Here is a 26115-nt window from a genome sequence, read left to right as displayed (position 1 = left end):
ATGATCGTCATCGACCAGGAGCTGGATACCAGCGGACTGATGTGTCCACTGCCGCTGCTGCGCCTGAAAAAAGCCCTGCAGACCCTCGGCAGTGGCCAGACTGTGCGTGTGCGGGCGACCGATCCCGCATCCGTCCTCGATTTCGGAGTCTATCTCGAACAGGCGGGCCATGTGCTCTTGGATTATGCCGAAGAGGCCGGGACGCACCTCTTCCTCATCCGGAAAGGCTAAACGGGTCGTCAGGCCGCCCGCAGGCTGATCACCGGCCAGCCCCGCTGCTCGGCCGTGCGGCGCAGCACAGGATCGGGGTCCACCGCCACGGGATGAGCGACACGCGAGAGTAAGGGAATGTCGTTGTGGGAATCGCTGTAGAACCAGGTGTCTTCCAGATCGTGGCCGTCGTTATCCGCCAGCCAGGCCGAAAGGCGGTGGACCTTGCCCTCGTGGAAGGACGGAATGCCCTCAACCCGTCCCGTATAGCGGCCATCACGGAACTCGGGCTCGGTGGCGATGAGGTTGTCGATACCGTACAGCCGCACGATGGGTTCGGTCACGAAGCGGTTGGTGGCGGTGATGACCAGTAGCGTATGGCCGGCGGAGCGGTGCCGTTCGACCAGCTCACGGGCCGTAGTCTGCACGATCGGCAGGATTTTTTCTTCCACGAACGATTCACGCCAGCGAAACAACTGTTGGGGGTCGTTTTCCGCCAGCGGGCGCAAGGCGAACGCAAGGAATTCACCGATATCCAGCGTGCCATTCTTGTAGGCTTCATAGAAGCGGGTGTTGGCCACTTCGTAAGCCTCGGGATCGACGATGCCCCTGTCCACCAGGAAACGGCCCCAAAGGTAATCGCTGTCGCCGGCGAGCAACGTGTTGTCGAGGTCGAATATTGCCAGAGTCACGGGTTTCCTTTACATTCCAAACACATTGACGGAACTTCGCAGCGGTGTACTGCTTCGTCCGCTATCGAGGCGTTCACGCCGGCCCCCACGAGGTCGGTCGAGGGTGGGCTCGACGGCCGGCGAATCGACGCTATGTCACTTGCGACCGGAAACAGTATACCAGTTGGAGACAATGGGCGGATTAGCGGGAGATATGATCGATGCCGAGGGCTATCGCCTGAATGTCGGCATCATCCTCAGCAACGACGAGGGCCGGGTGTTCTGGGCGCGCCGGGCGGGCATGCGTTCATCGCAGTTTCCCCAGGGAGGCATCAAGGTCGATGAAGATCCGGATGCCGCGATGTTCCGCGAGCTCTATGAAGAAGTGGGCCTGGAGCGCCAGTACGTCAAAATCATCGCCCGCACCAAGGGTTGGTTGCGCTACCAGCTTCCGGAGCGCTTCATCCGCCGCCGCTCCTATCCGCTTTGCATCGGGCAGAAGCAGATCTGGTACATCCTGCGTCTGACCGGACCCGAAGCCAACATTCGATTGGACTGTTCCGAGCGTCCCGAGTTCGACCGCTGGTGCTGGGTCGATTACTGGCATCCCTTGAGCGACGTCGTCTACTTCAAGCGGGAAGTCTACCGCCAGGCCTTGAGCGAACTGCAACGGGCCTTGCAGGCCGACCGGCCGGCGGGGGCTCAGGCGGTGTCGGACGCCGGCGGCACCGCGACCCGGCAGATTCCCGTAGTCACCGAACCGTCCGGCCCCAGCTCGAGCCAGCGGTAGCCGGGTTGCTCCGCATCCAGCGCGAAGGTCCGGCTGGCGGGCTGGAACTGGATGCAGGTCGAGGGGGTGCCGAGCACTCGCTTTCCCTTAAATTCCACGTCCGCCACCTGGTGCGTATGGCCATGCAGGACGGCCTTGACTTGGGGGTGCCGGTCCAGCACAGCGAAAAACTCGCCAGCGTTGTCCAAGATCATGGTGTCCATCCAGGCGCTCCCGGAGGGAACGGGATGGTGATGGAGGGCGACGAGGGTATGGAGCGACGGATGGCGGCTCAGGGTCCGTTGCAGCAGGTCGAGCTGTCCTTCCGACAAGGAGCCGCCGGCCGAGCCGGGTACGGTGCTGTCCAGGCATACGATCAGCCAGTGGCCTTTCCGGATCACGGGTTCGTGCAACAGCGGCGTGGATTTCAGGATGTGGCGGGCGAGTGCGGGTTCGTCGTGATTCCCCGGCAGCCAATGGCACGGCGCTGGCAGTTCGGCACAAAACCCGGCGAGCCGCCGGTAACTTTGCGGTACCGGTTCCTGCGCCAGGTCGCCGGTGAGCAGGACCAGGTCGAAGGGGCCGCGGTTCGCATGGCCGATGACGGCGCGCAGGCTGGCCGCGCTGTCGATGCCGTAAAACCGGGCTCCCGGGTCGGGCAGGATGTGTGAATCGGTGATCTGGAGGATGCGCAGCATTCCTGAATCCGACATGGACGTTCAGGTTTTTCGGGGAATTTCGGACGGCCTGATCGTTTTGATCAAAACCTGGGAATTGCGCTCTGGGCTGTAGCTCGCGCGCCGCTGCGCAGGTAGGTCGGCGAGTGAGGCGGGTTCGAAGCCGCGTTCGCGGAACCACTGCATGGCCTGGGTGGTCAGCACGAAAAGCCGCGCCAAACCGAGTTTGCGGGCCCGCTGCTCGACGAATTCCAGCAGCCTTTCGCCCCGGCTTTCGCCCCGGTAATCGGGGTGCAGAGCAAGGCAGGCGAATTCGCCCAGAGATTCGGCCGGAAATGTATGCAGGGCGGCGCAACCGACGATCAGTCCATCGCGCTCGATGACGACATAGTCCCCGATTTCGGTTTCCAGGCGTTCGCGGGAGCGGTTCACCAAGGCGCCGGTCTGTTCGAGTGGCCGGATCAGATCCAGGATGCCGACCACGTCGTTGATGCGGGCCGGGCGCAATTCCTCGAATGGATTGGCGCTGACGAGGGTACCGACACCGTCACGCGTGAACAGTTCCAGCAGCAGGGCGCCGTCGATGTGGCGGTCCAGCAGATGGGCGCGGGCCACGCCGGAACGGCAGGCTTTGAGGGCGGCGGCCAAGTGGGTGGCTACGCCCGTTTCCAGCGAACCGCCCCGTTCCAGCAGACACTCGGCCTCCTGCACCGTAATCTGGTGGATCATCCGGCCGTCGGTGCCGGCGCAGGACTGCTCCATAAGCAACAGGAGCTTATCGGCCCCGAGGGCGCCGGCCACGGCAGTCGCTACCTCCTCGGCACTGAGGTTGAAGATTTCCCCGGTGGGAGAATAGCCGAGCGGAGACACCAGAACCACGCTGCCTTCGTCCAGCAGTCGGCGCATCGCCCCGGCATCCACGCGGCGCACCTCGCCGGTGTAGCCGAAATCCACTCCGTCGCGCACCCCCAAAGGCTTGGCGACCACGAAATTGCCCGAGGCCACCCGGATCCTTGCTCCGGCCATGGGTGAATTGGCGGCGCCCATCGACAGTAGGGCTTCGATCTCCACCCGGACGGCGCCGGCGGCTTCCTGCACGCACTCCAGCGCGGTCGCATCGGTGATCCGCAGACCCTGGTGGTACCGTAGTTCCGCACCGCGGCTGCGCAGACGTTGCTCCACCTGAGGGCGGGTACCGTGCACCAGCACCAGCCTGACCCCTAAGCTGTGAAGCAGAGCGAAGTCGTGGACCAGCTCAGCGAAGCGCCCATCGGTCAGGGCTTCGCCGCCGAAACTGACGACGAAGGTGCGGTTCCGGTGCGCATGAATGTAGGGGGCGGCGCCGCGGAACCAGCGTACGAAGGTTTGGGGGGGGATGCCTGAATTCATCCCGAAGCGTCCTCCGTCAAGGGTGCAGGAACCGGCCTGATGCAATAGCGTTCGATGAGGCCACGGAGAATCGCCGTCGCCGGCTCGATGTGATCCAACGGGAGGTATTCGTCGGGCTGGTGGGCCTGCTCGATGTAGCCGGCGCCCAGGACCACGGTTTCCATACCGAGCCGGGAAAAGAAGGGGGCCTCGGTACCAAAGGACACCGCCCCGGCCCGGGCGTGACTGAGATGCTCGCAGCAGCGCACCAGCCCGGCATCCGCCCGGGTTTCGAAAGCCGGCACGCCGTCGAAGAGGGAATCGACGGAAAGCTCGAATCGGGGGGAGGCCGGCAAGGCTCGTGCCAGCCGCTGCTTCAACAGGTTGCGGAGCTCCTCGGTGTCCATGCCGGGCAGAGGCCGCAGGTCGATGCTCAGCTCGCATTGGCCGCAGATGCGGTTGGGATTGTCGCCGCCGCGGATGGCGCCGAGGTTCAGTGTCGGCACGGGTACGGCAAAGGCCGGATTGCGGTAGCGCTCCTGCAGCTCCTCGCGGATGACCAGCAGTTCGGAAATCAGCCGGTGCATGCCCTCGATGGCGTTCGCGCCGAGGGTTGGATCGCTCGAATGTCCGGCCTGGCCGCGGACGCGGATCGATTCCATCATGACGCCCTTGTGCATGCGAATGGGCTTGAGGCCGGTCGGTTCGCCGATCACGCAGCGGCGGGCCGGTGCGAGCTGGACCGGCAAGAGTGCCTTGGCGCCAGCCATGGAGCTTTCCTCGTCCGCAGTGGCGACCAGCAGCAGGGGTCTGTGGAGAGCGGCTGGATCGATGTCGCTCGCAGCGGTCAGGGCCAGAGCAAAGAAGGATTTCATGTCGGCGCTGCCGAGTCCGTAGATCCGGCCGTCTTTTTCGATCGCCATGAACGGGTCGCTGTGCCAGCGGTCGGGATCGCAGGGTACCGTGTCGGTATGGCCGGACAACGCCAGACCTCCGCCACATTCCGCCGGCCCGAGGCTGGCGATCAGGTTGGCCTTGCCGTGTGCCAGAGGCTGGATCGCGACCCGGAATCCCAGCGCTTCGGCCCATTCTGCCAGCAGGTCGATCACGGCCCGGTTGGACTCGTCGAAGCGCGGGTCGGTGCAACTGACCGAAGGCCGGGCGATCAGGGCCCGGATCATCTCGCGCAGGGGCGGCAGGTGCCGGGCCATGGTCGCCGTAACCGGGTCAGAGACCGTTGTCGGTGACGGCGCCTTCCGAGGCCGAGCTCACCAGCCTGGCGTACTTGGCCAGCACGCCCTTGGTGTAGCGCGGCGCCGGCTGACTCCACTGCGCCAGGCGCCGGCCGATTTCATCGTCGGCGACGTGCAGGGTCAGTTCCCGGGTTTCGGCATCGATGGTGATGGTATCGCCGTCCCGAACGATCGCCAGCGGTCCGCCGGTGTACGCTTCCGGCGTGATGTGGCCGACCACGAAGCCGTGGGTGCCGCCGGAAAAGCGGCCGTCGGTGATGAGCGCGACCTCCTTGCCCAGCCCCTTGCCCATGACCGCCGAGGTCGGCGAGAGCATCTCACGCATGCCGGGGCCGCCCTTGGGGCCCTCGTAGCGGATGACGATGACGTCGCCTTTCACTACGGTGCCGTCGAGGATGGCCTTGAGCGCCTGTTCCTCGCCGTCGAATACGCGGGCGGCGCCGGTGAAGCTCAGACCTTCCTTGCCGGTGATCTTGGCGACCGCGCCTTCCGGCGCCAGGTTGCCCCTGAGGATTACCAGATGGCTATCCTTTTTGATAGGGTTGTTCAGCGGCCGGATCATGTCTTGTCCGGTCGGGTAGTCGGGCGCGTCGGCCAGGTTTTCCGCCAAGGTTTTGCCGGTAACGGTCATGCAGTCGCCGTGCAGGAGTCCCGCATCCAGCAATGTCTTCATCAGCGGTTGGATGCCGCCGATTTCCACCAGTTCGGCCATGGAGTATCTACCGCTGGGTTTCAGATCCGCCAGCATCGGCACTTTGTGACCGATGCGGGTGAAATCGTCGAGTGTCAGGTCGATGCCGCAGGCGTTGGCCATGGCCAGGAGGTGCAGCACGGCGTTGGTGGAGCCGCCCAGGGCGATCACCACCGTGATGGCGTTCTCGAACGCCTTCTTGGTCATGATGTCGCGGGGCTTGAGATCCAAGTCCATGAGTTTGAGCACCTGTGCCCCCGCCCGCTCGCAGTCCAGCTCCTTGGCACGGGAAATGGCCACCTGGGCCGAACTGCCCGGCAGGCTCATTCCTAATGCCTCGATCGCGGATGCCATGGTGTTGGCGGTATACATGCCGCCGCAGGAGCCCGGCCCGGGGATGGCCTTGGATTCGATGGCGTGCAGTTCGGCATCGTCGATGCGGTTGTTGGCGCGGGCGCCGACCGCTTCGAATACCGACACCACGTCCAGCTTCTTGTCGCCGTGGCAACCCGGCAAGATGGTGCCGCCGTAGACGAATACCGCTGGGCGGTTGAGGCGGGCGAGAGCGATCATACAACCGGGCATGTTCTTGTCGCAGCCGCCGATGGCGACCACGCCGTCATAACCCTGACAGGCCACAACGGTTTCGATGGAATCGGCGATGACCTCGCGCGACACGAGGGAATACTTCATCCCTTCGGTGCCCATCGAGATGCCGTCTGAGATAGTGATGGTGTTGAAGATCACCGCTTTGCCGCCGCCGCCGTTGACGCCGCGTGCCGCGTCCTCGGCCAGCTTGTTGATGTGCATGTTGCACGGGGTCACCATGGCCCAGGTGGAAGCGATGCCGATCTGTGGTTTGGCGAAGTCGGCATCGGTGAACCCGACGGCGTGCAGCATCGCGCGGCTCGGGGCACGCTCCATGCCGTCGACGACCTGGGACGAATGGGGACGGGGGTGCTTGTCGGTCATGATGAGTTTCCTTAGGGAATGTCCGGTTCGCCGGCGATGGCGAGGATGAAATGCGTCAAAACGAATCCCAGCTACTGCGTCTGCGCCAGCCGAGCTGGGGAACGATCAGGCCCAGCAGGAAGCCGCCGGCCAGTACGCCGGCGCCGATCAGGAACCAGCGCTGCCGGCTGTCTTCAGCCAGTGCCTGGTTCTCCAGACGCTTGGCTTCGAGATCGCGTTCGACGGTTGCCAGGGTTTCCCGCAGGCGGTTGCGTTCCGCTTCGATCTGAAGGGCATTGGCCGAGGTCTGCCGGATCGCGGCCAGTTCGGCCATCAAGCGCTCGTTTTCCGAGCTGAGACTGCGGGAGCTCGATTCCGCCGCATCCCGCCCGGCCCGCAGGCCGGCGAGTTCGGTTTCGAGCGATTTACGCTCGTTTTCCAGTTCGGCGAGCTTCTGTTTGAGCTCAAGGTTTTTCTGCTTGACCTCGTTGAAATCTTTCAGCAGAACGACCTGCCCACCGCGGGGTTTCGGGGTCTGGGCCGGTGGAGCAACATCGGCCGGCACACGGCCGTGTTCTGGTGCAGCGCTTGCTGCCGAGGCCGCGGCAAGCAGAAGGCAGGCTAGGGTCCTTTTCATTTCGGGCCGAACACCAAAGAAAAAACGGACGGGCCGGACCAGTCATGTCCTGCCACGAAAACGAATTATAACGCCGACAGCGGATTACCCAACGCAGCCCGGAAACCGCTTCAGGCCGTCAGCAGGAATTCCAGCAAGGCTTTCTGGGCATGCAGCCGGTTTTCGGCTTCGTCCCAGACCACGCTTTGCGGACCTTCCAGGACCTCGGCGGAAACTTCCTCGCCGCGGTGGGCGGGGAGACAGTGCATGAACAATGCGTCGGGGTGCGCCAGAGCCATGAGCGCGGCATTGACCTGGTAGCTTCGAAACGCTCCAGTGCGCTCGGTCTGCTCACTCTCCTGCCCCATGCTGGCCCAGACGTCGGTCACGACCAGATCGGCGCCGACCACCGCGGTCCTGACGTCCGGGCCGACCTCGACGCGTTTTCCCGCTGCTTCGATCAGGTCGGTCTCGGGTTCGTATCCGGGAGGGCAGGCGATGCGCAACTGGAAATCCAGCAGTTCGGCGGCATGGACGTAGGTCTGGCACATGTTGTTGCCGTCACCGATCCAGGCGACGGTCTTGCCGGCGATGTCCCCGCGGTATTCGAAATAGGTCTGCATGTCCGCCAGAAGCTGGCAGGGGTGGAAGCGGTCGGTCAGCCCGTTGATTACCGGTACTCTGGAGTATTCGGCGAAGATTTCGACGGTGCGATGGGAATGGGTGCGAAGCATGATGCAGTCCACCATGCGGGACAACACCCGTGCCGAATCCTCGATCGGTTCGCCGCGTCCGAGCTGCGTATCCCGTGGTGAGAGGAAGATGGAACTGCCGCCGAACTGGGCCATGCCGACTTCGAACGATACCCGCGTACGGGTCGAAGATTTTTCGAACACCATTCCCAGGACCTTGTTTTTCAGGGGTTCGTAGGTTTCCTTCCGGGCCTTGAGTTCGATGGCGCGGGCGATCAGCGTGCGGAATTCGGCGGAACTGAGGTCGCGCAAGGTGACGAGATGACGCGGTTTCATGGCGAATCTGCTGGATCGGTGATATCAGCCGACGGCGCCGAGATGGGCTGCGACGAGGGAGCTCAGTCGCTCCACCAGATCGTCGGCCTGGGCATCCGTCAGTATCAGGGGCGGGAGCAGGCGCACGGTCCGCTCTGCGGTGACATTGATGAGCAGGCCCTGCTTCAAGGCCACCCCGACGAGCTCGGTACAGGGCCGCTTGGTTTCAATACCGATCATGAGGCCCAGTCCCCGGATTTCGGTGACCCCGGGATGTTCACCAAGGCGGGCCAGGAAGCCGTCCAGCAATCGCCGGCCGAGGCTCTCCGCCCGCTGGGCCAGGGACTGCCGGGTCAGGGTGTCGATCACTGCCAGGGCCGCGGCGCAGGCCAGCGGATTGCCGCCGAAGGTGGAGCCGTGCTTGCCGGGTGTGAGCATTTCCGCGGCCGTGCCGCGTGCGAGACAGGCGCCGATTGGCACGCCGTTGCCGAGCGCTTTCGCCAGCGTCATCACGTCCGGGACGACGCCGGCGTGCTGGTGGCCGAACATCCGGCCGGTACGGCCCATGCCGGTCTGTACTTCATCGAGCATCAGCAGCCAGCCGCGCCGCTCGCACAGTGATTTCAGATGCGCCAGGTAGTCGTGAGGCGGAATACGGACTCCGCCTTCGCCCTGCACCGGTTCGACCAGGACGGCGACGACGTCGGGATCATCGACGGCGGCGACGGCATCGGCGTCGCCATAGGGCCGGCGCACGAAGCCGCCGACCAGCGGCGCAAATCCTTCCTGGACTTTCGGGTTGCCGGTGGCGCTCAGCGTGGCCAGCGTGCGGCCATGAAAGCTCCCGTCCATGACGACGATTTTCGGGGCGTCGATACCGCGCTGATAGCCGTATCGCCGCGCAATCTTGATTGCGGCCTCATTGGCCTCGGCGCCGGAGTTGCAAAAGAAGGCGTTATCCATTCCGCTCAGGTCGCAGAGGCGTTTGGCCAGGTCTTCCTGCAGCCCGATGCGATAGAGGTTGGAGCAGTGGACCAGCCGTCCAGCCTGATCGCATAAAGCCTGCGCGACTGCCGGATGGGCGTGGCCCAGGCCGCAGACCGCGACGCCGGACACGGCGTCGAGGTAACGCTTGCCTTCGCTGTCGAAAAGCCAGGCGCCCTCACCATGGGTGAACGTCACGGGTTGCCGGGCATAGGTCGGCATGATGTTGCTCGTCATCGATGTGCGGAAAAAACCCGAAAAAACAAAAGGCAGTCGAGCCAGACTGCCTAGTAAGGTCCGAAGATTAACGGAAAAGAAGGCGCAATACAAGAACTTCATCGACCCGATACGGCAAGCCGTTTCTGCCGGGCCGGCAGGCGCAGAGCCGTCGGACGTCCCGCTTGACGTTCAGGGTTGGGTATCGAACAATCGGATGGTTTCATCCGAAGCAAATGAGGCAAACCGTGGACGTGATCGAAAATATCAAGCGCCAGATCGCAGACAATCCCGTCATCCTGTACATGAAGGGGACGCCCGATTTCCCGCAATGCGGATTTTCCGGACGGGCCGTTCAGATTCTCGACAAATGCGGGGTGGAGTACGCTTTCGTCAATGTCTTCGAGGCGCCCGAAGTCCGTGAGAACCTGAAGCAGGTTTCCAATTGGCCGACGTTTCCTCAGCTGTTCGTCGGAGGGGAACTGGTCGGCGGCAGCGACATCATGATGGAGCTTTACGAGAGCGGCGAACTGCAGAAACTGCTTGCAGGGGCAACAAAGGCAGGAGAACAGCAGGTCTGAAGCCGGTCGTTCACTCCGGCGGCAGGAGTTCGGTCATCCGCTTCCAGCGGTTGACGATGGTGCAAAACAGCCGGGCGGTCTGGTTGGCATCATAGGCTGCGGAATGGGCCTCCTGATGGTCCCAGCTGAGCCCCGCCGCTTGCGCCGCTCGCGCCAGCACGGTCTGGCCGTAGGCGAGTCCCCCGAGGGTCGCGGTGTCGAACGTGCTGAAAGGATGGAAGGGGTTCTTCTTGATCCTGGCACGGCTCGATGCGGCGTTGAGAAAGGCGATGTCGAAGGCCGGGTTGTGGCCCACGAGGATCGCCCTCGTGCAGCCGTGCTGGCGGATGGACTGCTGGACGGCGTCGAAAATCTGCGACAGCGCCTCGCGTTCATCCACGGCGAACCGGAACGGATGAAACGGATTGATCTTGTTGAAGCTCAGCGCGGCCTCATCCAGCTTGGCACCTTCGAAGGGCTTCACATGCAGCTGATGGGTGCGGACGGGATGGAGATTTCCCGATTCGTCCATGTCCAGGTGGACTGCGGCGATTTCGAGCAGGGCATTGGTGTGCGGATCGAAACCCGAGGTTTCGACATCGACGACGACCGGCAGATAACTCCGGAAGCGCCGGGCTAGGGGGGATTTGCGGGAAGTCATAAAGAGTGCCAATCGCGGGTTTGCGGTGCATTAGAACCCATTGTAAGGCGATTTCGGGGGGGATTGCATTGCGGATTGCGGCGTAGCGTTTAGAATACGCATGCGCGTCAAGCTCCCCTGGAATCACGAGATCAAGGGTAAAAAAACAGTATGGAAAACTCTCGAATCATACGCGGCCGGCTGGCAGTGGCATTCATCGTCGTAGCAGGGGCGGCCGGTTGTGCGGCGGACAAGGCCAAACAGGAGGAGCCCGGCGCGGGCGCCCCCCGGACGCATGTGGATTCGCGCGACCCATGGGAGGAGTGGAACCGCGGTGTTCAGTCCTTTAACGACGGACTCGACGATTATTTCATGAAGCCCGTGGCCAAGGGCTATCAATGGGTCACTCCCAAATTCGTCGACAAGGGGGTCACGAATTTTTTCAGCAACGTCGACGACGTCTCGGTGATCGCGAACGATCTGCTCCAGTTCAAGCTGTTGCAGACGGGTCAGGACCTGGGGCGCTTCCTCGTCAACTCGACGGTCGGCATGGCGGGATTCATCGATGTGGCCGACAAACTCGATCTGCCCAAACACTACGAAGATTTCGACCAGACTTTGGCGATCTGGGGGGTACCATCCGGTCCCTATCTCGTACTGCCCGTGATCGGGCCGGGCTCGCCGCGCGGCGTGGTCGGGTTTGCTGGCGATACCGCGGCCAATCCCATCAACTACATCACACCATCAGCCATCCCTTGGGGTGCGGGTGCCGGGCGGTTCGTGGACGTCCGGGCCGACATGCTGAGTGCGACCAAGATCGCCGACGAGGCGTCGGTGGACCGTTACGAGTTCATCCGCAATGCCTATTTTCAGCAGCGGAACTATCTGATTCACGACGGCAATCCGCCACTGGAAGACGATTTTGGCGGCGGCGAGGGTCTGGAGATGGAATTCGAGCTGCAGGGCATCGAAGAACGCGCCAACGAAGCCACCGAGAAGGAAAAGGCAAAACCGGTATCGCCTTGACGACGGTTTCTTGCCCTGCTGCAAAAAGCCCGCTCGTGAAGCGGGCTTTTTTCTGGCCGGTTTAACCCGAGTGGCGGAATGCGCGCCAGGGAAGGCATTCGCCGGCCATGGCGGGAACCAAGCTGTGGGGTCCGAACGGCAGCGTGTCAGGAACCTGCCATGGCGTCCGGTGCAGGGTGATGGTTCCACGGTTTCTGGGGAGGCCGTAGAAATCGGCGCCGTTGTGGCTGGCAAACCGCTCGAGCTTGTGCAGCGCTCCGGCCCGCTCGAATGCGAGGGCGTAGAGCTCGATGGCCGTGAACGCCGTGTAGCAGCCGGCGCAACCGCAGGCGCTTTCTTTGTGTGGGCGGGGGTGGGGGGCACTGTCGGTGCCAAGAAAGAAGTGGGTGTTGCCGCTGGTCGCGGCCGACACCAGTGCCTGTCGGTGGGATTCGCGCTTGAGCACCGGCAGGCAGTAATGGTGAGGGTGGATGCCGCCGGCCAGTAAGGCATTGCGGTTGTAGAGCAGATGGTGGGCCGTGATGGTGGCCCCGATTCGGGAGCCGCAGCTTTGCACGAACTCCACACCCTCCTTCGTCGTCACGTGTTCCAGGACGATGCGCAATTCCGGGAAGCGCCTGACCAGCGGTTCCAGAACCGATTCGATGAAACGCGCTTCCCGGTCGAAAATGTCGACTTCCGCGTCGGTGACCTCGCCGTGGACGAGCAGGGGTACGTCATGCCGTTCCAGGGCTTCGAGCGCCCGCTGGATCTTTTCGATGGCCGTGACGCCGGCCTCGGAGTGGGTCGTGGCGCCGGCCGGGTAGAGCTTGAAGCCGATGATTTCCGGTGTTTCGGCCGCGCGCCGGACTTCATCGGCCGGGGTGGCATCCGTCAGATAAAGCGCCATCAGCGGCTCGAAGCGCGCGTCTTCCGGCAGGGCCGCCAGGATACGGCCACGGTATTCCAGCGCAGCCGTCACCGTCGTCACCGGCGGCTTCAGGTTGGGCATGACGACCGCGCGGCCGAACTGGCGGGCACTATGGTCCACGACGTCCGCCATGGCCGCGCCGTCGCGCAGGTGCAGATGCCAGTCGTCGGGTGTAGTCAGCGTGATCGAGTCCATGCCGATTCGGGGAAGGTGGGCTTTCCCGGCGATTATACCGGCCTGCCGCCGGCTTTCCTTCAGAAAGCCAGCTTGATGCCGGCCCAGGCCGCCCTGGGCGAACCCGGCCCGACGAAGCGGTTGTTGGTGTAGTCAGGCCCCAGCACTTCCCGAGGATTGCCGTACATGCCGAACGTCTGGTACTGCGTGTCGAACAGGTTGTTGACGCGGAAGAACATCGAGAAATGCTCATCATAACGGTATTCGCCGTGCAGCATGACGATGGCGTAGTCCTGCAGCGGCGCAGTCAGATTGGCTTCGTCGCCGCGCAGATATTGCCCGCTGTTGTAGATGATCTCGGTGCCGGCAGTGAGTCCTTCCGTAATGGTCACGGCAGCGTTGAACTTCAGCATGTTCTGCGGGATGCCGGGGATATGGTCTCCTTTTTGCACATAGATCAGGCCGTCCCGGGCGTAAGGGTTGTTCGGGCTGTTCTCGATGAACGGGGTCTGGAAAGTGGCGTCGAGCAGGGTGTAGTTCAGCCCTAACCTGAACCGCTCGAACTCGGCGTTGACGCCAAGCTCGAAGCCCCTGCGCAGGGTCTGGCCGACGTTGTCGAAATAACCCTCGTTGTTGTACACGCCGCTGGCCGCGATGAAGAGAATGTCGTTGCTGTTCTCGGTCTGGAACAGCGTCGCGTTCCAGTTGATGTCGCCCTCCACTCCTGCTCCGAAATCAATGTCCTCAAAGATGCCACGAGCACCGATTTCGCCGGTGGTCGCGACCACCTGCTTGAGAGGTGGGTCGGACAGGAAGGCGTTGGGCAGCTTGCAGGGCAGGGCGGGATCGGCGCAACTGAGTTCGAGCGGCGTCGGAGCACGGTTGGATTGGCTGAAGTTGCCGAAGAAATTGAGTTCGGGCCGCCAGTTGTAGGTCAAACCTGCCGAAGGATTGATCCGGTCGTAGCTGTGCTTGCCGTTCAGCTCCGTGCCGAGCTGGTCGACGAGCTCGATCTGGGTCAGGTTGTAGCGGCCCGATATTGTGAACGTCAGGGCGTGCGTGAGAGAAAACGAATCGCTCAGATAGACTCCATAGTTGTAGACGCTGGTATGCAGGCGTACCCGCGGCTCTGCGAGGATGACGCCGCTGCCTAGGGTGCCACGGTTGTTCAAGAGTGCAGCCAGTTCGGTGTCGGCGCCGTAATCGACCTGGCCCTGATTGTAGACGCCGCCGACGAGCAAGCGGTTGTCGTAGCCGCCCAGCGTTTGGTTGAACGCAGCCTGCAGGCTGCCGCCGTAGTTGCGCTGGTTGGTCTGGGTAAAATTGTTGGTCGCGCCTTGCACCTTGGGGCCGCTGGCGACCGGGCTGCCATCGATGGCATACACTTGTCCGCCCTCTCCGCCGTCGTCGCACATATAAGTGGGATCGTCTGCACAGGGTTCGTAGTCCGAACCATCGCCATTGAAGGTGCTGATCAGGTTCTGGCGGAAAAAGGCGTTGCCGGACAGTTCGATGTCGTCGGCCAGCCAGTGGTTGCCGTCCAGCGAGGCCAGGAACAGGTTGGTCTTGGTCTGGTCCGGATAGGTGAAGACGGCGTTGGGCTGCTGGTTGTAGAGCTGGATCGGAACCGCGCCGTTGCCGACCATGTTGTCGTCAGTCGCCGCGAAGTTCATGTTGAGATTGGAGCGGTCGCTGTTTTTCCAGCTCAGGGTGGAGAACCATTGCATCACGCCGGTCGGGGAGTATTCGCGCCAGCCGTCTTCGTGGAAATTGCGGAAATGGAAATAGGCACCGAACTCGCCGTTGTTCCAGCCGGTCTCGACCTCCTCCGAGTTGCGGCCCCACGACCCGCCGAACAGTTCGGCCCGGTAGCCCGGCGCCGTGAAACCGTTCTTGGTGCGGACGCTGATTGCGCCGCCCAGCGTGTTCTGACCGAACACCGGGTTGGAGCCGGATTCCAAGCTCATCCTGTCGATGGCGCCTTCCGGGATGAGGTCCCAGTTCACCGTGTCGCCGAAGGGCTCATTGAAGCGAATGCCGTTGACGTAAATCGAGAGCCCCTGCGGCAGCCCCAGCAAGGGCGAGGCGACGAAGCCGCGGTACTGCACGTCCGGCTGGAACGGGTTGTTCTGGGCGTCGTTGACGTTGACGCTGCCGAAGAATCGGTTCATGTAATCCGGGAGGGTGACGCTTTCCGCCTGGTCCAATTCCTTGGCGTCGACGGTCTGGACCCGGGAAGGCAGCTTGTATTCCTCCACTCCTGAATCACCCACAGGCGAGTCGGTGATGACCTTGACGGTTTCCAGCTGCACCGTCTTGTCCGACGTCGTTCCGGCTTCAGCACCCTGAGCGGTGTCCTCTGCTGCACCGGCGCATTGGGCGAAACTCAAGGCGGCGATGCCGCACACCATGATCTTGCGCATGTCGATGTCACTCTCAAAAAATCGCGCCATGATAGGGAATGGCTGACCGGCATGAATAGGGAAAATATCCCGCCGTTGGTGAAGGCAGCAGGGTTTGACAAAACCATCCGGCGCCCAGAAACTGCCGCGAAGGTACCGCCTCGGCGTGCCGGTTCGAGTCAGCAAGGAGTCACGACAGCCATGCAGTACGCAGTACTGGTCCTCATCCTGATCGTCCTTTCGGTCGTTTTCATCTACAACGCCCTGGTGCGGCTACGGGTACAGTGCGATAACGCCTGGGCCGATGTTGAAGTGCAGCTCAAGCGCCGCTACGACCTGATTCCGAACCTGGTGGAAACCGTCAAGGGATATGCAGTGCATGAAAAGGGCACGCTGGAGGCCGTCATCGTTGCTCGCAACCGGGCCATGTCGGTTCAAGGCCCTGCGGGGCGGGCCGCGGCGGAGGAAACCCTGAGCGGCGCGCTGCAGCAGCTTTTCGCCTTGGCCAGTATCCCCAGTTGAGAGCGGTCGAGAGCTTCCAGCAGCTGCAGGGTACCCTCACCGAAATCGAAGACACGGTGCAGAATGCCAGGCGCTACTACAATGCTGCGGTGCGTGATTTCAACACTCGGATCGCCCAGTTCCCCTTCAATTTCATTGCCAACGCTTTCGGTTTCACCGCGCGTGCCTTCTTCGAGCTCGGCGAAGCCGCCCAGCGCGAGGTGCCGGCCGTGCGTTTCGATACCGGTGCCCGCTGACTTGCGCATGGCCGGTGCCGGACGTGGTCGAACCGTGTGCCGGGCAATTTTGCTCTTCACGGGGCTGATCTGTGCCTTGCAGGTCCATGCCCGGTCCCTGGTGATCCAGAATTTCCATGCCGACATCGTGGTTGGAGTCGACGCCACGGTGGACGTCAGCGAAACCATCCGTTCCCGCTTCGAGGGAAGGTGGAACGGCATCTACCGCTCAATTCCGGTCGAGTACCATACGCCGCAGGGGTTCAACCACCATTTGTTTCTCGATCTGCTCGGAGCGACCGATCCGCAGGGGTTGTCGTTGAAGGTGGAGGACGCCAGCGAACGCCATTACCGCAAATTCAAGATCTGGATCCCGGGTGCGGAGGATGTCGCGAAGACTGTCATATTGCATTACCGGGTACGCAATGGCCTCAAGTTCTTCGAGGATCACGACGAGTTGTACTGGAACATCACCGGCGACGAATGGGAGGTTCCCATCGAAGCCGCCAGCGCCCGCATCGCGCTGCCGTCCGGCGCCGAAGGTGTCCGCACTCTGGCCTTCACAGGCAGCTACGGTTCGCGGGAAGCGGCCGTCGAGGTGCAGGTGCGCGGCCGCGAAATCGATTTCCGTATGCGGCGTCCCCTGGCTTTCCATGAAGGGCTGACCGCGGTCGTCGGTTGGAACAAAGGTGTGGTGCAGCGGCCCACGATGATGGCGCGGGCTGCGGATTTCCTGCGCGCCAACTGGCCTTTGGGTTTGCCGCTGGCGGTGCTGATCGCGATGTACCGGCGCTGGTCCGTCCGCGGCCGTGACCCGCGCCTTCGTCCCATCGCCCCACAGTACCGCCCGCCCGAGGGACTGACACCGGCCGAATTGGGAACCTTGATCGATGGTTCCGCTGACCTGCGGGATATCACCGCCACCCTGGTCGATCTCGCGGTCAAAGGCTATGTCCTGATCGAAAAGGAGGAAACCGACCGGTTGCTCGGCGTCTTCAAGAACACCGATTACCTCTTCCTATCGTGCCAGCCGGCTTCGACCTGGGGCGTGCTCTGTCCGCATGAAAGGGTGCTCTTGAGCGCGGTGTTTTCCGGCGGGGCGAAGGCAAGCGTCCGCCTTTCCGAACTGGAACGGAAGTTCTATGTCCATTTGCCCGGCATCTGCGACAGAATTTTCGATGCCCTGATGGCGCGGCGCTACTTCTCGGACCGTCCCGACCGGGTGCGCAGGAATTACCTGCTGGGCGGTCTGGTGCTCGGCGCGGTTTGGTTGTTCGGTGCGATCCTGGGAGCCCCTTATGCCGGCGTGCATTGGGGCATGGCGCCTGGCACGTTGATGCTGCCCGGCCTGATTTCCGCGGTGATCGTCGCTGCTTTCGGCTATTTCATGCCGGCTCGGACGGTGGCGGGGACGCGGGCGCTGGAAGCGGCTCTCGGCTTCGAGGATTTCCTGGAAAAGGTGGAAGTCGACCGCATGGACCGGATGATCCGCACCCCGAAATGTTCGAGCAACTGCTGCCTTATGCCATGGCGCTGGGCCTGGAAAAGCGCTGGGTGGCGGCATTCGCCGGTATCTGTCGCCAGCTGCCGGTTTGGTATCGGGGTGGGAGCACCTTGGATTTCGATACCGGCGGTTTCTCCCGCGATCTCGGCGGCCTCTCCGCTCAGGCCGCTTCCGTCCTGAGTTCGGCGCCGCGCAGTTCCGGCGGGTCAGGTTTTGTTGGCGGAAGCTCCGGCGGTGGTTTCGGCGGCGGGGGCGGGGGCGGGTTTTAGCCCGTCCTGCTGCGGGTTTTGCGCCGTCCGTGATATGTTTTTCCAGCACGGGTAAGCTGGCCATGCCGGCTTTGCCGCCCTCCTTAACCGACCACCGAGGATTCCCGAGTCATGAATGACCGTACCGATTCGAGTGACGAGCAGGGTTTGCGCCTGTCTATCTTGGGCATGCGCTGTGCCGGTTGCGTCGAGGCCGTCGAAACTGCTTTAAAGGACGTGCCGGGGGTGGAGTCGGTCAGCGTCAATTTCGGCGACCATTCCGCACTGGTGAAGGGCGAGGCCGATCCGGAAAGATTGAGGGCCGCACTCAAGGCGGCAGGTTACGACGGTGCGGTGATGGAAGTCCTCGAAGATCCTGCCGCAGAGGAGCGAGCAGAAGAGGAGCGCTACCGCGAGCTGCTGAAAAAAGCCGCCTGGGCCGCTTCCCTCGGCGTGCCGTTGATGCTGGGCGCGCATCTGGACTGGTTTCCGATGATCGGAACGTCGGCAGGAACGACGTTCTGGACCGTCATTTCGCTGCTCACCCTGGCCGTGCTGTATTTCTCCGGCGGGCATTTCTTCCGCGGCGCGATCAAGTCGTTCCAGCATCGCCAGGCGAACATGGATACCCTGATCGCTCTGGGCACCGGTGCGGCATGGTTCTATTCGACGGTGGCCATCGACTCCGCCGATCTGCTGCCGGCGCAAGGGCAGCACGCTTATTTCGAGGCGGCGGCGGTCATACTCGCCTTCATCAACTTCGGTTCAGCGCTGGAGACACGTGCCCGGGGCAAGACTTCCTCGGCGATCCGTGCGCTGATTGGCCTGCAGCCCCGCACCGCGCGGGTGATCCGCGACGGCCAGGAGCTCGACGTGCCGATCGCCGAGGTCGGCCTGGATGAAATCCTCCGGGTACGGCCGGGTGAAAAGATCCCCGTGGACGGCATCCTGGTCGAGGGACGATCGACCGTCGACGAGTCCATGCTGACCGGCGAACCGATTCCGGTGGAAAAAGGCGAGGGCGACATGGTGGTGGCGGGCAGCCTGAATCAGTCTGGAACTTTCCTGTTCCGCGCCACCCGCATCGGGCGCCACACTGTTTTGGCTCAGATCATCGCCAGCGTGCGTCAGGCCCAGGCCACCAAGCCCGAGATCGCCCGCCTGGTGGACAAGGTGTCCGCGGTGTTCGTGCCGGTGGTGGTCGGTATTTCCGCAGTCACCTTCCTGGTCTGGTGGATGTTCGGGCCGGCGCCATCATTCGGCTATGCCTTCGTCACTGCGATGACGGTGCTGGTCATCGCCTGTCCTTGCGCATTGGGGTTGGCCACACCGATATCCATCATGGTCGCCGTCGGCCGTGCTGCCCAGCAGGGTATTCTCATCCGGCGCGGCGAAGCACTGCAAAGCGCGGGCCGGCTCACCGCGGTGGTGCTGGACAAGACCGGTACGATCACTGAAGGCCGGCCCAGCGTGATGGGCATCGACACGGCCCAGGGCTGGTCGGCGGAACGGGTGCTGGGGCTGGCTGCAAGCCTTGAGGCAGGGTCCGAACATCCGCTGGCTTCGGCAGTGCTGCGCGCCGCGGAGACGAGCGGGATAGCGATGGCCACGGTGGATGGTTTCATCGCGGAGCCCGGTCATGGTGTGGCCGGCAGCGTCGACGGCGTTCGGTTGCTGCTCGGCAACGTGGCCATGCTGGAAAAGTACGGCATCGATTTGCGCGTTTTCGAGGCTCAATTGGCGAATTGCTTCAAGGATGCGCTGACGCCGCTGCTGCTGGCAGCTGACGGCCAGGCGGTCGGCCTGTTGCGGGTCGCCGATCCGATCAAGCCGGACGCCCGCGAGGCGGTGCAGCGTCTGAAGGAACTGGGCGTTCGGGTATTGATGGTGACCGGCGATCATGAAGCCACCGCCCGGGCGATCGCCCGGGCGGCCGGCATCGACGAGGTACGCGCCCAGGTGTTGCCGCAGGACAAGGCGACGGTGGTGAAGGATCTCCAGTCGCGCGGTGAGATCGTCGGCATGGTCGGCGACGGCATCAACGATGCGCCGGCTCTTGCCCAGGCCGACGTAGGCTTCGCCATCGGCACCGGCACCGATATCGCGATCGAAAGCGGCGACGTCGTGATCATGGCCGGTTCGCCGCTGAAGGTGTCCGAAGCCATCCATTTGTCGCGGCTGACAGTGCGCAACATTAAACAGAATCTGCTGGGAGCGTTCATTTACAATACACTGAGCATACCTATCGCAGCTGGAATCCTGTACCCCTTCGCCGGCATACTGCTGAACCCGATGATCGCCGGCGCGGCCATGGCGCTTTCTTCGGTCACCGTGGTCACCAATGCCAATCGTTTACGCTGGCTATGAATCGGCGGAAAAAAGCCTATGCTTTTTCCGCTGCAGTCGACACGCCCACAACAAGGAGGAGCACATGACGGAATCTGCACGGCCCATGGTATCGCTGGGTTTCACTGCGGAGCTTTTTCCGCCCGGTACCCATATGTGTTACCTCTACAACGATGATCGGGAACGTCTGGCAATCATCTCCGAGTTCGTGCGTGCCGGTATCAAGGCCGGAGAAAAGATCGGGTATTTCGTCGAGGAGATGACTCCTTCGGCGCTGCGCGACTACTTCGCGGGCCTTGGCATCGTGCCCCCGGAAGAGGCGCAGCTGGAGATCGACCCCGCCGTTGACGTGTATTGCCCGGACGGGCGCTTCTCGCCCGATAGGATGCTGGACCGCCTGCGTTCGGCCTATGAGGACGGCAGCCGGGAAGGGTTCAACGGTGTCCGGCTGACCGGTGAAATGCATTGGGCGTTGCGGGGGGTGCCGGGCTCGGGGCGGCTTGCCGAATACGAGTCCCGCATCAACCTACTGATGGTCGATTGCCCCCTCACCGTGATCTGCCAGTACGACGCCAACCACTTCGACGGCGCCACCCTGTTCAGGGTGCTCAACGCCCACCCTATGATGATCGTGCGGGGACAGGTCGTCCACAATCCGTACTATCTTCCTCCCCAGGAATATTTCGCCCGTTATCCGGCGCCAAATGCCTGAGCGATGACCCGCCTGGAGTTGGAGGCGACCGTCCTCGGCCGCCTCCTGGTGATACAGGAGACGCTAGACATACTTCCCGACCCGGCGGGCATCGGAGAATTCCTGGATGCCGCTTTGGCCGAGGTGCCCGGCGTGGCGGGCGCCCATCTGTGCGTCGACGGCAAGCTGGCGCCAGCTTCCGCCGAACTTGCGCCCCTGTGCATCGGCATGGCGTCGAATCATGCCCGGATCGTGGCCGGCCCTGCGGGGGAAGGCCAGCGACTTTTCGTCTACCCCTTGCGGATCGCGTCCCGCTTTTATGGTGTACTGCTGCTGCGTCTGTCGGATCCGGCGGAGTTCCGCAATTACCGGGAGTTCCTGGGCAATATCGCCAACGTGGTGGCACGGACCCTGGAGAATCGCGCGTTCGTGGCGGAACTGGCCCGCTCCAATCGCCTGCTCGAACAGCGAGTGGAAGAGCGCACCCGCGCGTTGTCGGAAAAGACCGCGGAGCTTCAGCGCGAATGCGACATTCGCCGGGCCATCCAGGACGATCTGGCCGAGAGTGAGGAGAAGTTCCGCCAGATCAGCACGGCGGCGCTGGACGCCATCGCAATCATCGACGGGCGAGGCCGGGTGACCTACTGGAACCCAGCTGCGGAAGCCATGTTCGGTTACCTGAGCGATGAAATCATCGGGCGCGATCTCCACGAGATGCTGGCGCCAGAGCGCTACCTGGGGTCCTATCGCGCCGGAATCGCCGAATTCCGGCGGAGCGGCACCGGTGCGGCGATCGGCCGGACGCTGGAAATCCAGGCAAAACGCAAGGATGGCAGTGAGTTTCCGATCGAACTTTCGGTATCTTCGGTGAAAATCCACGGCGAGTGGCACGCCATCGGTATCATCCGGGACATCATCGGGCGAAAACAGGCGGAAGCCCTCAAGGCCCGGCTGGCCGCCATCGTTGAGTCGTCGGAGGACGCCATCGTGGCCAAGACCCTCGATGGCATCATCACGAGCTGGAATGCCGGTGCCGAGAGGATGTACGGCTACCGTGCCGAAGAAATCATCGGCCAGTCGGTCACCCGTCTGGCGCCCCCCGAACTGCACGATGAGATTCGCCGGTGTCTGGCAGAAGTCGCCGCCGGCAGGGCCGTAAAGGGCCTCCAGACCCGGCGTTTGACCCGGAGCGGAGAGCAGTTCGACGTTTCGCTGACGATATCCCCGTTGCCCGGTGAAGACGGGAAGGTTGTGGGCGCTTCCGTCATCGGGCGCGACATCACCGGACTCAAACGATCGGAACAGGCGCTACGGCGTCTCAACAGGGTCCTCAATACCGTCACCGGTTGCGACAGCGTCCTGGTCCGGGCGCGGAGCGAAGCCGAACTGCTCAGTGAAATGTGCCGCGTCATCGCAGACATCGGGGGTTATGGCAAGGCATGGGTGGCCCTACTGCCGGACAACGCGAACGCATGCGTACCGCCTGAGGTCTATCACAGTGAAACGCCGGGGACCGTGGATTTCGCCGCGCGGCTGTCGGATCGCGACGTGTTCGATGCCATTTTACGTAACGTGGGCCGATCCGGGGTCAGGCAGGTGTGGCGGGAGATCGACGAGGCGTCGCCACTGTTCCCTTTGCGTCATTGTGCCATCGAGCAAGGCTGCGAGGCTTTGGCACTTCTTCCGATACAGAATGGCTCGGGCGTCGGCGGCATATTGGGCCTTTGTGGGGAAACACTGGAAGCTTTCGATGGTGACGAAATGGCGCTGCTGGAAAAGCTGGCGCGGGACATGGCCTATGGCATCGCTCACCTGCGGGACCAGGCCGAACGCCTGAAGAACGCCAACAGGATCATTCGAAGCCTGGAGCAGACGATTCAAGCCGTCGCCACCACCCTCGAAATGCGGGACCCCTACACCGCCGGTCACCAGCGGCGGGTCGCCGATCTCGCGGCGGCCATCGCGAAAAAACTGAATCTTTCCGGCGACGAGGTGCATGGCATCCGCCTGGCCGGTATGGTCCACGATCTCGGCAAGATTCGCATCCCCGCCGAAATCCTCACCAAACCGGGCCGGCTGACCCCTCTGGAATTCGATTTCATCAAAACCCACTCCCAGGTCGGATACGACATACTCAAGGACATCGCATTCCCCTGGCCGATCGCCGACATGGTTCTGCAACATCACGAGAAGCTGGATGGATCGGGGTATCCGCAAGGACTCGCCGGTGATGCCATCCTCCTCGGCGCGCGGATCATTGCGGTCGCGGATGTCATGGAGGCGATGTCGTCACACCGCCCCTACCGGCCCGGTCTCGGCAACGCGGCGGCTTTGGCGGAACTGGAGGCGCACCGCGGGATTTGGTACGACGCGCAAGTGGTCGACGCCTGCAAAGCTCTGTTCCGGGAGGAAGACAACCCGCTGAGGTGACGCTCGGGGGCGAGATGCCGGAAGCGGTAAGCCGTAGCGAAGTATCGACGGGGCGCGGAATCGTGTCGCAGCCGGGCAAGGGGCAGCGTGCGCTGCCAGGGTCGGGCGTGAAATGGTAAGATGGAGTCCGCTACTGCATGCACCCAGCCTCGGTGGTGAAACTGGTAGACACAAGAGACTTAAAATCTCTCGGCTGCAAGGCCGTGCCGGTTCGAGCCCGGCCCGAGGCACCACCAAAATCAATCGGAGCGTTTGTCGATCCCTTCAAGCTTCCGACCGAAGTGCTCAGGTTCTCAACTCATGACCTCGGCGTCCTTTGTACCTTTTCCGTAAGCCGCCCGGCATGCATTGTCAGCCCGACAGCCCGATTTCCGTGTCTGCCGATGGTATTTGCCGGAGCAGCGCAGAGCCATTGTCTCCCCAAAGCCAGCGCTGGCAGCGCGGTGTTACGGCAATTTTGGGTGCCAAGGTGAACCGCTTCCTAACGTCTTTGCCGAGCCGGCCGCCTCGTGCGGCAATGGTATGCCCTGAGTCGTCATGGCGAGGCTGGCTCGCGCAATCGCTCCTGATGCGTCACCAACACCTTGACGTCCCCGGCGAGGTTGCGGCCGAAGTCGGACACCGGGCGATGGGCGTGTTCGGCGAACTTCGCCGCCCGGTGCCTGATCTCCTATCACACCGCCTTGAACCGTCTTCTTTCGGCCGGATGGCTAATCGGCGCAATCTCGTCGGTCAGGCCCAGTTGGCCCAAAAGACGCCAGCAGTTGAAGATGAAGGCTCCCGAGTGCGCAATGGCATCGTTGGTGTCGAACTTGCCCGAGGGCAGGCGTCGCTGCTCCTGTTCCGACTTGACCAGCCTGACGAGCGCAGGCCGCTATACTTCCTGGAACTTATCCGCTGTCTTGGCTCGGGGCACCTCGGTTTCTTGCTGTTGGCCTTTGGCAAACAGCACCCGCGCCGACAATGCATCGGTCAGTTCCCGCAAGGGGCTGGTCTTGGCATCGAGCCGTTGGCACATCCAGGCGCCGGAGGGCACTTTGCCAAGATCCAAGGCTTCCCTGCGGAGCCGGTTCTGCCGAAACGGCTCGATGGCTTCGAAGTCACTCTCGCCCAGATAGAGCAAACCCGCTATCGCCTTGAGCATGGCCAAGGTTCGCGTGCCCTGCGAAACTGGCGGTTTGGCATCAAGGGAAGGGTTTTTTTAGACTATCAGCCGTTGCCGAAGAGTCACATCACCGAGGAGCTAGGGAAGGACGAGGCGGAATCCTCTTGGCAAACGGGGGAGAGGCGCTAACGCGGCAGCGGGCATGGACACTCATTCGATTCCAGGTTTTGCTGAGCCGGTCAGCTCTTTGACCCATTTGCTGGGAGCCGGAGTAGTTGCCGTGTATGGGTACTTCCTGCTCCGAAGAGGACGCGGGAACATCTCTCGCTTGATCACGCTGGGCGTATTCGTGTTCTCCTGTATATTCCTCTTGTCCATGAGCGGTGTTTACCACTTGCTTGCGGCGGGGGGAAGTGGCCATGCCGTCCTACAACGGCTGGATCATGCCGCGATTTTTTCCCTGATCGCCGGCAGCTTTACCCCAGTTCACTGGATTCTATTCACTGGCTGGGGCCGGTGGGGGGTGTTGCTCTTGATCTGGGCCTTGGCCATTACAGGCATCACGCTCAAGGTCATTTTCTTTGAGCAAATTCCGGAATGGCTGGGGTTGACGCTTTTCATGGGGATTGGCTGGATCGGCCTTGCTTCCGGCATAACCCTTGCCCGCCGCTATGGTTTGCGCTTCGTCATGCCCCTGGTTTATAGCGGTCTGTCTTACACCGCCGGCGGATTGCTGGAGTTTCTCGGCGTGCCTATCCTGATTCCAGGGGTGATCGGTCCGCATGAGTTGCTGCATTTTGGTGTATTGGCGGGCATTGCCTTCCACTTTCGTTTTCTAGCCGGCATGCTGGACCGGGTGGCGCCGAGAAGGCCGATTCAGGACGACTGAAACGGCCTTTCCGGCCTCCCCAGCGTCGTGCGCTGACTCCAGCGGTTCTGCTCAGTATGGCCTTCGGCCACCAAAGCCGCCACGGCCACCACCGAAGCCGCCGCTGCGACCAAAGCTGTCGGATCGTTGTTCGCGCGGGCGTGCTTCGTTGACGATCAAGGCGCGACCGTCGAAGTCCTTACCGTGCAAGGCGGCAATGGCAGCCCATGCCTCCTTGTCATTGCCCATCTCGACGAAACCGAAGCCTTTGGAGCGGCCGCTGTCTCGGTCTGTAACGACGGTTGCCGAGGTTACAGCACCATGCGTCGCGAACATTGCTTGAAGATCACGGTCGGTAATGGTGTAACTCAGGTTGCCGACAAACAATTTCTTAGCCATGAAAAAATCCTCGATGGAAAGCAATACGGAAATGGCTGCGGAGTCAGCCCGATCAGCCGTTGACACTGCCAATCACTTCCGAAGCCCGGACTCGGGTCAGGAATATGTTCTGGCGGAGTGCAGTTGAATGTACGAAATCAGGACGTCGTGGAGCTGGGTTCCATCAAGGATGCAACACGGCATCGAAAAAGGCCAATAAAAAGAGCACCATGCCCTTGAATTCAAGCTCTAACGTGCTTTAACTCAGCGCCGGACTGATCTGCGCATCGAGAAAAACAACCACCCGCTGGTCCGGCTGGACTTACGATATGCGGCTGCTGGAGGCGGCGAAATTGGTCTTCAGTGGCGACAATCCTGGCTCAGCATACGCCACTTTTTCTGAAAAACCCAATATTATTTTTTCCAAATTTAATGGACATTTGAGGGGTTAGAGCGCATTGTACACTGATGTAGGACGAGGTGCGGCCAAACGGTTTGGGGCGTTTCGTTCGTGGATTCTTGATCCCGGGCTTTTTTGAACCAGGAATCCACGGCTTCGTAAGTCCGCAGGTCGTGGGTCGCGACGACGTCTTTTTGCAGGAGAGCGGCACGAGCCTTCCGTGAAAGGCGTTACCGTGATTCGGGAAAGCGGGGGTGCCCATGGGCTAGGACAGGTTCGGTGT

At 62.4% G+C, this 26115-nt stretch carries 22 protein-coding genes, 1 tRNA gene and 1 pseudogene; 12 read left to right on the top strand and 12 right to left on the bottom strand.

Translation table 11 applies throughout. The annotated features are described in order from the left end of the window. Positions 1-231, top strand: a complete 231-nt coding sequence (locus N4J17_RS16290; RefSeq protein ID WP_198322874.1) for a sulfurtransferase TusA family protein — start codon at positions 1-3, stop codon at positions 229-231. Positions 232-239: 8 nt separating this feature from the next. Here the strand turns inward: N4J17_RS16290 and N4J17_RS16285 are convergent, their stop codons facing one another. Next, on the bottom strand, positions 240-902 hold the full coding sequence (locus N4J17_RS16285; RefSeq protein ID WP_198322873.1) for an HAD family hydrolase: 663 nt from the start codon (positions 900-902) through the stop codon (positions 240-242). Positions 903-1095: 193 nt separating this feature from the next. Between N4J17_RS16285 and N4J17_RS16280 the strand changes: the two genes are divergently transcribed. Continuing rightward, a complete protein-coding gene (locus N4J17_RS16280) occupies positions 1096-1671 on the top strand; it encodes an RNA pyrophosphohydrolase (protein ID WP_198322906.1) in 576 nt (191 codons plus the stop codon). On the opposite strand, the gene cpdA is transcribed toward N4J17_RS16280, so the two are convergent. The 7 genes from cpdA to N4J17_RS16245 all read right to left on the bottom strand — a co-directional run bounded on the left by cpdA (position 1584) and on the right by N4J17_RS16245 (position 9434). After that, complete coding sequence (cpdA, locus tag N4J17_RS16275; RefSeq protein ID WP_232470446.1) at positions 1584-2348, bottom strand: 3',5'-cyclic-AMP phosphodiesterase; 765 nt, start codon at positions 2346-2348, stop codon at positions 1584-1586. The two genes, N4J17_RS16280 and cpdA, sit on opposite strands and share 88 nt — an antisense overlap. A 21-nt stretch (positions 2349-2369) precedes the next feature. Further along, positions 2370-3716 (bottom strand): amino-acid N-acetyltransferase, encoded by a 1347-nt coding sequence (gene argA, locus N4J17_RS16270; protein ID WP_198322871.1) that lies wholly within the window; start codon positions 3714-3716, stop codon positions 2370-2372. After that, positions 3713-4906: an acetylornithine deacetylase gene (gene argE, locus N4J17_RS16265; protein WP_198322870.1), complete on the bottom strand. Its 1194-nt coding sequence runs from the start codon at positions 4904-4906 to the stop codon at positions 3713-3715. The genes argA and argE overlap by 4 nt, the downstream gene beginning before the upstream one ends. A gap of 16 nt (positions 4907-4922) precedes the next feature. After that, positions 4923-6611, bottom strand: a complete 1689-nt coding sequence (gene ilvD / locus N4J17_RS16260; RefSeq protein ID WP_198322869.1) for a dihydroxy-acid dehydratase — start codon at positions 6609-6611, stop codon at positions 4923-4925. A 55-nt stretch (positions 6612-6666) separates the two neighbouring features. Then, entirely contained in the window at positions 6667-7155 is a 489-nt protein-coding gene (locus N4J17_RS16255) for a TIGR04211 family SH3 domain-containing protein (RefSeq protein WP_198322868.1), read from the bottom strand. Between the two features lie 182 nt (positions 7156-7337). Further along, a complete protein-coding gene (gene argF, locus N4J17_RS16250; protein WP_198322867.1) occupies positions 7338-8234 on the bottom strand; it encodes an ornithine carbamoyltransferase in 897 nt (298 codons plus the stop codon). Positions 8235-8258: 24 nt separating this feature from the next. Next, a complete protein-coding gene (locus N4J17_RS16245) occupies positions 8259-9434 on the bottom strand; it encodes an aspartate aminotransferase family protein (protein WP_198322866.1) in 1176 nt (391 codons plus the stop codon). 227 nt (positions 9435-9661) lie between these two features. Here N4J17_RS16245 and grxD point away from each other — a divergent pair, with 227 nt between their 5' ends. Beyond that, a complete protein-coding gene (grxD, locus tag N4J17_RS16240; RefSeq protein ID WP_277458356.1) occupies positions 9662-9994 on the top strand; it encodes a Grx4 family monothiol glutaredoxin in 333 nt (110 codons plus the stop codon). Positions 9995-10004: 10 nt separating this feature from the next. On the opposite strand, the gene rnt is transcribed toward grxD, so the two are convergent. Further along, positions 10005-10634, bottom strand: a complete 630-nt coding sequence (gene rnt, locus N4J17_RS16235) for a ribonuclease T (protein WP_198322864.1) — start codon at positions 10632-10634, stop codon at positions 10005-10007. 150 nt (positions 10635-10784) lie between these two features. Here rnt and N4J17_RS16230 point away from each other — a divergent pair, with 150 nt between their 5' ends. After that, on the top strand, positions 10785-11639 hold the full coding sequence (locus N4J17_RS16230) for an MlaA family lipoprotein (RefSeq protein WP_198322863.1): 855 nt from the start codon (positions 10785-10787) through the stop codon (positions 11637-11639). Between the two features lie 61 nt (positions 11640-11700). On the opposite strand, the gene pyrC is transcribed toward N4J17_RS16230, so the two are convergent. Further along, entirely contained in the window at positions 11701-12744 is a 1044-nt protein-coding gene (gene pyrC, locus N4J17_RS16225) for a dihydroorotase (protein ID WP_198322862.1), read from the bottom strand. A gap of 59 nt (positions 12745-12803) precedes the next feature. Next, positions 12804-15176 carry a TonB-dependent receptor gene (locus N4J17_RS16220; RefSeq protein ID WP_232470444.1) on the bottom strand — a complete coding sequence of 791 codons (2373 nt, stop codon included), beginning with the start codon at positions 15174-15176 and terminating at the stop codon, positions 12804-12806. A 21-nt stretch (positions 15177-15197) separates the two neighbouring features. Between N4J17_RS16220 and N4J17_RS16215 the strand changes: the two are divergent. From N4J17_RS16215 to trhA, 8 genes and pseudogenes are all read left to right on the top strand, one after another. Beyond that, positions 15198-15883, top strand: a pseudogene (locus N4J17_RS16215) (LemA family protein). Positions 15884-15917: 34 nt separating this feature from the next. Beyond that, a complete protein-coding gene (locus N4J17_RS16210) occupies positions 15918-17546 on the top strand; it encodes a DUF2207 domain-containing protein (protein ID WP_198322859.1) in 1629 nt (542 codons plus the stop codon). 200 nt (positions 17547-17746) lie between these two features. Further along, positions 17747-19981 carry a heavy metal translocating P-type ATPase gene (locus tag N4J17_RS16205; protein ID WP_198322858.1) on the top strand — a complete coding sequence of 745 codons (2235 nt, stop codon included), beginning with the start codon at positions 17747-17749 and terminating at the stop codon, positions 19979-19981. Positions 19982-20045: 64 nt separating this feature from the next. Then, positions 20046-20672 carry an MEDS domain-containing protein gene (locus tag N4J17_RS16200; RefSeq protein WP_198322857.1) on the top strand — a complete coding sequence of 209 codons (627 nt, stop codon included), beginning with the start codon at positions 20046-20048 and terminating at the stop codon, positions 20670-20672. 3 nt (positions 20673-20675) lie between these two features. Further along, entirely contained in the window at positions 20676-23081 is a 2406-nt protein-coding gene (locus N4J17_RS16195) for a PAS domain S-box protein (RefSeq protein WP_198322856.1), read from the top strand. Between the two features lie 146 nt (positions 23082-23227). Next, positions 23228-23314, top strand: a tRNA-Leu gene (locus tag N4J17_RS16190). Positions 23315-23649: 335 nt separating this feature from the next. Further along, positions 23650-24375, top strand: coding sequence for a hypothetical protein (locus N4J17_RS16185; RefSeq protein ID WP_198322855.1), 726 nt, complete (start codon positions 23650-23652; stop codon positions 24373-24375). Positions 24376-24388: 13 nt separating this feature from the next. After that, the gene (gene trhA / locus N4J17_RS16180) at positions 24389-25075 is read left to right on the top strand and encodes a PAQR family membrane homeostasis protein TrhA (protein ID WP_198322854.1); all 687 of its coding nucleotides are present in this window, start codon (positions 24389-24391) and stop codon (positions 25073-25075) included. A 51-nt stretch (positions 25076-25126) separates the two neighbouring features. Here the strand turns inward: trhA and N4J17_RS16175 are convergent, their stop codons facing one another. Then, on the bottom strand, positions 25127-25453 hold the full coding sequence (locus N4J17_RS16175) for an RNA recognition motif domain-containing protein (RefSeq protein ID WP_198322853.1): 327 nt from the start codon (positions 25451-25453) through the stop codon (positions 25127-25129). Between the last annotated feature and the right edge of the window lie 662 nt (positions 25454-26115).

The organism is Methylococcus capsulatus (assembly GCF_036864975.1).
Classification (GTDB): domain Bacteria; phylum Pseudomonadota; class Gammaproteobacteria; order Methylococcales; family Methylococcaceae; genus Methylococcus.
The sequence above is the reverse complement of the archived record's forward strand: the minus strand, read 5'-3'. Positions and strand labels throughout refer to the sequence as shown.

Excerpts from the sequence above, each read along its gene's own strand:
- N4J17_RS16290 (WP_198322874.1), top strand. The coding sequence starts at position 1 with ATGATCGTCATCGACCAGGAGCTGGATACCAGCGGACTGATGTGTCCA.
- N4J17_RS16280 (WP_198322906.1), top strand. The coding sequence starts at position 1,096 with ATGATCGATGCCGAGGGCTATCGCCTGAATGTCGGCATCATCCTCAGC.
- cpdA (WP_232470446.1), bottom strand. The coding sequence starts at position 2,348 with ATGCTGCGCATCCTCCAGATCACCGATTCACACATCCTGCCCGACCCG.
- argA (WP_198322871.1), bottom strand. The coding sequence starts at position 3,716 with ATGAATTCAGGCATCCCCCCCCAAACCTTCGTACGCTGGTTCCGCGGC.
- argE (WP_198322870.1), bottom strand. The coding sequence starts at position 4,906 with ATGGCCCGGCACCTGCCGCCCCTGCGCGAGATGATCCGGGCCCTGATC.
- ilvD (WP_198322869.1), bottom strand. The coding sequence starts at position 6,611 with ATGACCGACAAGCACCCCCGTCCCCATTCGTCCCAGGTCGTCGACGGC.
- argF (WP_198322867.1), bottom strand. The coding sequence starts at position 8,234 with ATGAAACCGCGTCATCTCGTCACCTTGCGCGACCTCAGTTCCGCCGAA.
- N4J17_RS16245 (WP_198322866.1), bottom strand. The coding sequence starts at position 9,434 with ATGACGAGCAACATCATGCCGACCTATGCCCGGCAACCCGTGACGTTC.
- rnt (WP_198322864.1), bottom strand. The coding sequence starts at position 10,634 with ATGACTTCCCGCAAATCCCCCCTAGCCCGGCGCTTCCGGAGTTATCTG.
- N4J17_RS16230 (WP_198322863.1), top strand. The coding sequence starts at position 10,785 with ATGGAAAACTCTCGAATCATACGCGGCCGGCTGGCAGTGGCATTCATC.
- pyrC (WP_198322862.1), bottom strand. The coding sequence starts at position 12,744 with ATGGACTCGATCACGCTGACTACACCCGACGACTGGCATCTGCACCTG.
- N4J17_RS16220 (WP_232470444.1), bottom strand. The coding sequence starts at position 15,176 with ATGGCGCGATTTTTTGAGAGTGACATCGACATGCGCAAGATCATGGTG.
- N4J17_RS16205 (WP_198322858.1), top strand. The coding sequence starts at position 17,747 with ATGAATGACCGTACCGATTCGAGTGACGAGCAGGGTTTGCGCCTGTCT.
- N4J17_RS16200 (WP_198322857.1), top strand. The coding sequence starts at position 20,046 with ATGACGGAATCTGCACGGCCCATGGTATCGCTGGGTTTCACTGCGGAG.
- N4J17_RS16195 (WP_198322856.1), top strand. The coding sequence starts at position 20,676 with ATGACCCGCCTGGAGTTGGAGGCGACCGTCCTCGGCCGCCTCCTGGTG.
- N4J17_RS16185 (WP_198322855.1), top strand. The coding sequence starts at position 23,650 with ATGCGTCACCAACACCTTGACGTCCCCGGCGAGGTTGCGGCCGAAGTC.
- trhA (WP_198322854.1), top strand. The coding sequence starts at position 24,389 with ATGGACACTCATTCGATTCCAGGTTTTGCTGAGCCGGTCAGCTCTTTG.
- N4J17_RS16175 (WP_198322853.1), bottom strand. The coding sequence starts at position 25,453 with ATGGCTAAGAAATTGTTTGTCGGCAACCTGAGTTACACCATTACCGAC.